Annotated in this window: 4 protein-coding genes and 1 pseudogene; all 5 read right to left on the minus strand. The window is 38.6% G+C overall.

Annotated elements, in window-relative coordinates; all coding sequences use genetic code 11:
* Positions 1–253, minus strand: a pseudogene (locus ACT8YW_RS20855) (DUF4843 domain-containing protein); the annotation flags it as partial.
* Positions 254–274: 21 nt separating this feature from the next.
* Positions 275–1,798, minus strand: coding sequence for a RagB/SusD family nutrient uptake outer membrane protein (locus tag ACT8YW_RS20860; protein WP_004302963.1), 1,524 nt, complete (start codon positions 1,796–1,798; stop codon positions 275–277).
* A gap of 14 nt (positions 1,799–1,812) precedes the next feature.
* Positions 1,813–5,169, minus strand: a complete 3,357-nt coding sequence (locus ACT8YW_RS20865; protein ID WP_004298023.1) for a SusC/RagA family TonB-linked outer membrane protein — start codon at positions 5,167–5,169, stop codon at positions 1,813–1,815.
* A 51-nt stretch (positions 5,170–5,220) separates the two neighbouring features.
* Positions 5,221–6,435: a FecR family protein gene (locus ACT8YW_RS20870; RefSeq protein WP_444107021.1), complete on the minus strand. Its 1,215-nt coding sequence runs from the start codon at positions 6,433–6,435 to the stop codon at positions 5,221–5,223.
* 246 nt (positions 6,436–6,681) lie between these two features.
* Entirely contained in the window at positions 6,682–7,251 is a 570-nt protein-coding gene (locus ACT8YW_RS20875; RefSeq protein WP_444107022.1) for an RNA polymerase sigma-70 factor, read from the minus strand.
* Positions 7,252–7,658: the final 407 nt, after the last annotated feature.

A 7,658-nucleotide genomic window follows, 5' to 3' on the forward strand; every position in this document is an offset into this window, starting at 1 on the left:
GATCTACACTGACCGTAAACTCCAAATCCTTATCCTGTACTTTTCCAGAAATGGTAACTCCTAATAATATCTTAGCATTTTCACCTTCATTGTAAAACTTAAAAGATACACCTGTTGTATCTGTTGTCATATTTTTCTCAAATGCAATATATGACACATCATTTGTATGGGTCAGTAATCCTTGCTCCTCACAAGAAGTAAAGAAGGAGACTCCCAACAATACAATGACTATATAAAAACTTATTCTTTTCATATATCTTCAATCTTTCAAAATTTAAATATTGCTTTCCGAATCAGGCAATGGCATCACCAAATTATCTTCAATCGCCGGATATTCTACGGACTGCTTTTCATCCGACCCTTCCAAGTTCCGTTTCAAACGCTTGTATAAAAAGAAAGTCTGTCCTTCGCCAATAAACTCGCGACGAGCGTCATCAACAATCAGATTAATAAAGTCTTGCTTCGTACCCGATTTGCTAAGGTCAGGAGAACTAATACCTCTCCCTTGTTTCACAGTTTTAAGATATGTCTTGGCCAATTCCTTATCTGTATCATAAATAGCCTCTGCAGCTATATAATATACTTCAGACATACGAATCATAGGCACCATTGTACTATTCACTTTACCAAAACCAGAACCTTCATCTTGTTTTTTATACTTCAATGAACGATAAAAAGAAGAAGTATTCGGTCCTAACTGATACTTAAGACGCCAGTCTTTATCGCTTTCGGTACCGAAGAATTTCGTTATCACAGCATCACTCAAAGCCAGATACTTTTCATCATCCGGTTTGGTAGCATTATCACTTGCATGATTAATCTCCAAATCCCAATCAGTCTGATCTGTAGAGTATAATGCAAATATAATGTCTTCATACATCTTTATATTCCCATTCTCTATATTCATAGGTCCACTATAACTACTTGTTACTGCCTTATAATAACCTTTATCAGCATTAATATCTATTAGTAACTTCGCTGTTTCATAGGCCTTTTCCGATTGTCCTGCATATAAGTAAACACGAGCCAACTCCGCAGTTACGGCATGATAATTAAGATGGAATCCTCTGTACCACACAAAACGTTCCTCTCCGGAAGGAGACTTAGTAAAACGATTACCCGAAGTAAACTCTGATGACTTATCCACATCCTTCAAAATCTTTTGCGCTTCTACTAAATCAGCGATGATGCGTTCCAAACAGTAACCGACTGTTTGTCGATCGGATAAATAAGATGGATATTTGTCCACATACGGAATAAAAAGCCTATCTCCCGGATTCATAGCCAAAGACGGCGCATATATACGTAACAAATCAAAATGCATATACGCCCGTAAGGCAATAGCTTCTCCTAAAATCATATTTTTCTCCTGCGTACGTTTGTAGAACAGCATTGTATCTTCCTCTGCCACCTGCTGTGCAAGGTTATTACAATTGGCTATGATATTCCACGCTGCGCTCCACATAGCATCTGTTGTAGGAGTAAGTTCAGAGTTCTTATACAAAAACTTCGATAATTTCTTCATAGCTTTACCACCACCGCTGTCGGGGGCTTTGTCCAAGTCATATACCTGTCCCCAGCCATCTATCAATCCCCAACTCAGATTACTACCATATAAATCGAAAGTCGCCAACTTCCGGTATATACCATTCAAGGCTGTACGATAGCCGTTTCCTGTCTCAAACAAATATTCTTCCTTTATCTCATCCGCGGGTCTCACGTCCAGCCAGTCACTACAAGAACTGAACGAGATAGCTGCTAGGCATGACACAAATATTATTGTATATATCTTTTTCATTTTTTCTTCTTTTTTTAGAACTGTGCTTTTAATGAGAATTCCACTTTCCAAGATCTCGGATAGCTCAATCCGCGTTCCTGTTTAATAGATGACCAGTTTATCAAGTCGCTCGTAGAAGCTTCCAGACGAAGCAGATTCATGCGGAGATGTTTTTTTATCCAGTCACGGTTAAAATCATAGCTGACATTCAATGAATTCAATCGAACCAATGCTTTATCCTGCACGAAACGTGATGTTGGCAAAGTAGTCATCCCCCGATCTTTAATATCTTTAAACTGAGCTATGTCACCCGGTTTTTTCCATCTGTCCGTCAATACGCGTAAATCGACATTCTTGTTCACTAAGTCCGCATTTTCCACATTGTTGACCAATGTTTGATTGTATTCCTGTCCACCCCACTCATAAAGAAATGAAGCAAACAGAGTCCAATTCTTATATGACAGGTTCAACCCGAAAGCACCACTACATTTAGGTTCTGTATTTCCAACTACAACCTCCTGCGCAGCATTCCACTTATCAGCTATAGAGCCATCACGGTTCAAAAAGATCTCTTTACCCGTAGTAGGATCAATGCCCAATGAACGTACAGCCCAAATTGAAGTCAGAGAAGCTCCTTCCTCATACTGTGGCAGTGGTACCGAATATTCCGCACCATGAGACAGCCCTAATGTTTCTTGATAAAGTGCTTCATTTTTATAATAAGCGGCCACTCTTTCATTATATGCTTTCTGAGAGTCGGAAATCTTCAGAATCTCATTCTTATTGTGCGCCATATTTCCCCATAACGCCACATTCCAGTTTCTGTCACGATAAATATCCGCACGAAGTTTTAATTCTACGCCTTTGTTGGCAACTTGTCCCATATTATCTTTGTAAGTAGAGAAACCGGAAGTTTGGGAAAGAGTGACATCATTCACCAAGTCGATTGTCTTATTATAGTAATACTCGAAATCGACAGTCAGGCGATCATGGAACGTTTTTGTTTCGATACCAACACTCAGCTTATCCGTCTTTTCCCAAGTCAAATCTTTATTACCTAAAGCTTTCAATACAGCCCCATAACCTGTTATATACCATTCATCAAATAAAGTTTCATACATCGTCGTTGCAGCATAAGCCGGGAAATTAACTTTACCGGTACGCCCATAAGAAGCACGTAATTTTAACTTATTGATATATCCGTTACTTTTGAAGAAATCATAGTTATGAATATTAACACCCAAACCTCCAGAGAAGAAAGGAGCCCACTTCTGATTCGCCCCAAACTCTGACGAACCGTCGAAACGTACAGAAGCGTCTACCAAATAAATATCATTCCACGTATAATTGGCAGAAGCTAATACGCTAACCCTTCGTGTGGTATTCTCAGTACGGGTAGGTTTCTTATATACTTCCGCCGCATAATTCAGAGAGTGAAACTCACCCGACGGAAATCCACGATAATGAGCATTGGTACTCTCAGTGGTACCTGAAGCTGCTTCCCAACCTGCTGAAACATTCAAATTGTGCTGCTTGTTAAAGCTACGTGTATAGTATAAAAAAGCATTGGAATTCCAATCCAAACTTTCTCCATTCGTCGTATACAAATCACCGGCAAGATTATTATCTTTTGAACCTGTAACACTAGTCTTACTTGAAAGCGGATCAATAAACTTCTCTGATTTGGAATATTTCTTCGTTACACTGAACTGCCCTTTAACCGTCCAGTAATCATTCAGGTACCAGTTAAAGCTCAAATTATCAATAACCTCATCATAAGAGTTCCAATTATAATTACCCAAAGTTGCTTCATATAGCGGGTTATTATTGTCACGTCCGCTAATTTTCGAATATGTGAGTTTCTCCCGGAGTGTTCCATCATCTTTATAAGGAGAGTCATAAGGCTGTAGTCCGCTAAAATCACTAAACGAACCATACGGAGATTCTTTCGATTTCGTATGCCCGAAAGATACATAGTTTCTTACTTGCAAATTCTTGATGCGATAATCCAAAGAGAAGCCTGCACTATAGCGATTACGTTCTGTACCCTTCATCACACCATCTGCTATATTAAATGAACCGTCCACACCATAACGCAAATTAGGTGTTCCTCCCTCTAAGTAAATACTGTGCTTATGATTGAAAGAATTTTGAAGTGGAATAGACATCCAATCCGTATCTACTCCTTTTTGAATTAAAGCGTATTTCTTATAATAGTTGTTCATCCCTACCGCAGTCGATGGAATGTTAGCTTGTCCTTTATCAAATAATCCTGCGAGACGCTCTATTTCCAGCTTCTCCGACGCATTTGCCAAATTATAATCCCGTAAATCGGGCATTTCCAACGTTCCTGTAAAGTTATAAGAGACACGAACCTCTCCTGCTTTCGGAGCAACAGTAGTAATTACCACCACTCCATTAGCAGCACGTGAACCATACATAGCAGTAGCAGCAGCATCTTTCAAAACCGTCAAACTCTCAATACGGGTAGGATCCAAGTCATATACCTTCTCAATGCTTACTTCAAAACCGTCCATGATAAAAGTTGGTAAATTAGGATTATTCTCCAAATTTGATTTTGAAAGCTGATCTTTATCCAGTTCTTTAACGCCAAAACCGGAACGTCCACGAATATACATTTCTGGTAAAGCATTCGGGTCAGAACCAAATTGTACGTTATCTACCAAACGGAAAGAGGGATCGAATGACTGGATCGCCCCAATTATATTTGTCTGTGACACCTTACGCAAGTCATCACCCGAAATCTGAGTCGAACTACCCGTAAAACTGGATTTACGTACATTGCTATATCCGGTCACAACCACATCTTCCAATGTTTTGACATCATCCACCAATGTAATTTCAACCGTTTTCCGACGAGTAGCATCCACTTGGACAGTTTGCTTCTTCATACCTATAAAAGAAACTTCCAACACCACCTTATCACTTTTTACGTCCAAAGTAAATTCACCTTCAATATTGGTAGAAGTACCTGTACGAGTACCTTTAACAATAATACTAGCTCCGGGAATCGGCTCTCCATGTGAGTCTGTCACCATACCACGGACACGGTTTTCACGCTTTTGTTTTCGAATGACAACAATACCGTCTTTCATCACATAGTCAAACCCTTGAGGATTCAACACTAATTTAAGAGTTGTATCCCATCTCTCGTTCTTCACATCAAGTGATACCGAAGGAACACCCTTGAACATTTGTGAATTATATAACATATTCACACCTGTCTGTTTCTTCACTGCATCCAGGACAGTCTCTATAGAGACATTGTGCAGTTTCAAAGTCACCGTCTTGTCTTGTGACGGTAATGCCCATGCACTAAACGTACAGCACATTGCCACTAGAAAACATAGCAGCCATCGTTTTTCTCTCATAAATTAATAATTAAACTTTTGTGTACCTAATATTCTAACTATGCTAATATTCTATCTTTTCCATTCCTGTTCTTCCACTTTGTCATATATCAATATATTCCTGCCACTGATTTTATAAGTAAGGTCTCCTGTCAGTTCCAGTGCATCCAAGAATGAATTTATTGTCCCGTAGCGTTTCAAGTTACCACTATAGGTAATGTCGCGCAGGTTAGGGGTTTCGTAATAAACCTGTATGTCGTACCAGCGTTCGAATGTCTTCATTATATCGCCCAAGGGACGGTCATTAAAGATGTACATACCATCTACCCAACCAACATATTCTTCCAAATCCACCTTGCGTTTCGTTGAACTATTGGCAAATACAACAGCCTGTTCACCCGGAGAAAGAGTAATCGTTTCCGCATTTAATGTAGAGAATTTCACTTTTCCATGTACTAGGGTTGTATAACAAACAGGGGTATCGGCATAAGCATTCACGTTGAATTCAGTACCAAGTACAGTTATTTCCCCGAGATGAGTTTGTACCACAAATGGATGATTCTCATCTCCTGCTACATCAAAATAAGCTTCACCCTCCAAACGCACAATTCGACGTTTACCGGCAAAACGTACCGGATAGGTCAATTTAGAACCGGCATTCAAATGTACTGTCGTTCCATCTGCAAGGATTACAGTATTTTCACCTCCACGCGGTATTACCAGTTCATTTGATTTGCCAGGTTGTTCTTCAATGTTTTTCTCCTCATGTTGTGTCGTGACGGTAGGCTGATAAGACAACACTCCTTTCTTATATTTTACTTGAACGCCATCTACTACTACGCTTACTTCTTTTCTATGCACATCAATCACGCTGCCATCGGACAAAGTCAATTGTGCCTGCTGCGTTCCCGGCTGAATCAAAGTTTTCCCTTCTTTTTCCGATGAGATATAATTCGACATATAGAAAGAAAGAGCAACGGCTAAAGTAACGACAGCCGCAGCAGCGTACCACCCCACCCGACGAGAACGACTCTTCCGGCCTTTCGATTCCATCTGCCCGATACTCTGAAGAAAAGACTGATAAGCTTTCTTTGACGAATATTTTTGATATTCTCCAAAGGCGACTTTCAAAGTCTCCCCGCTCTGTAATTGCTCGTATACATTTCGTAAGTCCGGACATTCTGCCAACCGTTTCTCAAGATCTTTTTGTTCCACTTCATCAGCCTCCCCCAAAAGAACCTTTCTCATTAAAGCAGCGTCTTGATATACATTTTCGAACTTCTTCATCTTATTGCGTTTTTTTAATTAAACAATTGTTTAATTCATCTTTATTATAGATATACACAACTCATAAAAACGGGTGACAAAAAGATGACATTTTTTTGAAATAAAAGAATAATGAATCAGAATTTAGAGGTAGAAATATATCATAATGTCATTATATAGGAGAAAAAGATTTGATTTTAACAAATAGAATAAATCTTAATCAATCAATAAAAAGACAAAGAAGTATCAGAATGTTTTTTTTTATTTTTAGAAAAATAAAAAAAGAATTATGGAATGAATGGAATCCCCCAACCTTTCACGGAGGAATTTATAGCTGCGAGTCTTTTGGGTTTTGACAGTATTGATACTTATCTCCAGACGTTCCGCTATCTCTTCCCATGTATGTCCCTCAATTCTCATTAAAATAATCCGACGTTGTTCGGCAGGAAGTTCTTCGATATAGCAATAGAGTTGCCGGATAATTTCTTCTTTTACTGTCAGTGCATAAATCGTATCTTCGTCCACCACACTTTCTTCTTCCGCCAAAGAACTTAAAATAGTATCATGAATTTGATTATTACGTATATATAATAAGGCATTATTATAGCAGGCACGATAAAGATAATTGGTAAGCTCTTTAATATCAGAAAAGGTACGCTTCCCCTCCCATACAGAAATAAAAACTTCCTGTACCAAATCTTCCACCGCATCGGGGACTGGCAATATCTTGGAAACATAAACACATAAAGCAGTATAAAAACGATCGTAGAAATCGCCCCACATCTTTTCATCCTTCCGGTTTACTCCCGCTACTATGATGTCAATTTTATCGTTCATACTGTCACTTTTCCTGCGAAAAAAGAGAACAAAATTTATAAAAATCACCGTAACTACTTACTTTTGCGATATTTATGAATGCAAATATATTGTTTTTTTCAGAAACGCAGACCTTGCCGACTTACAAAATAAAAAATAAAATGCAACAGGGCACAAAAGGCGCAAGCTTTAAAGAGGAATATAAAAATAAGAAATACTTCGATTAGTAATAACATTATTTGCAATAAAATCATTACCAATCAAAATATGTTCGGGACTTGATTGTTTACTACTTTCTGATTGCAATGATATATGCTGTCATTCACAGTCGTCACAGAGGCGTAACCATCTTATTCACAGATATCTTATGTGAACAAGTAGTATCATTCTCACTCTTCACAGCCCTTCACTTTCTTCACCAAATACAC

The sequence above is a fragment of the Bacteroides sp. genome, from assembly GCF_052357945.1.
Lineage (GTDB): Bacteria > Bacteroidota > Bacteroidia > Bacteroidales > Bacteroidaceae > Bacteroides.